Below are 207 nucleotides of genomic sequence, written 5' to 3'. Positions count from 1 at the left end.
CACCGGCAGGGACGAAGAAGGCGAACACGGAGAACATGATCAGGGCGGCGGCGACCACGACCTTGGCCGAGTGGACGAAGCCGTCCTCGACCGAGCGGGTGGTGTTGCCGTGCACGAACTCCTCGCGCATTCGGGAGACCAGGAACACTTCGTAGTCCATGGCCAGTCCGAACAGCAGGCCCATCATGATGATCGGCAGGAAGCTGA

Annotated in this window: 1 protein-coding gene; it reads right to left on the bottom strand. The window is 62.8% G+C overall.

Annotation, left to right across the window (positions count from 1 at the left end):
- Positions 1-207: MMPL family transporter (locus BN358_RS23355; RefSeq protein WP_157593382.1), on the bottom strand; the 207-nt coding region annotated here is incomplete at both ends.

It is taken from the genome of Sedimentibacter sp. B4, from assembly GCF_000309315.1.
GTDB lineage: Bacteria > Bacillota > Clostridia > Tissierellales > Sedimentibacteraceae > Sedimentibacter > Sedimentibacter saalensis.
Note: the sequence above shows the minus strand (reverse complement) of the source record. Positions and strands in the feature narration are given on the sequence as shown.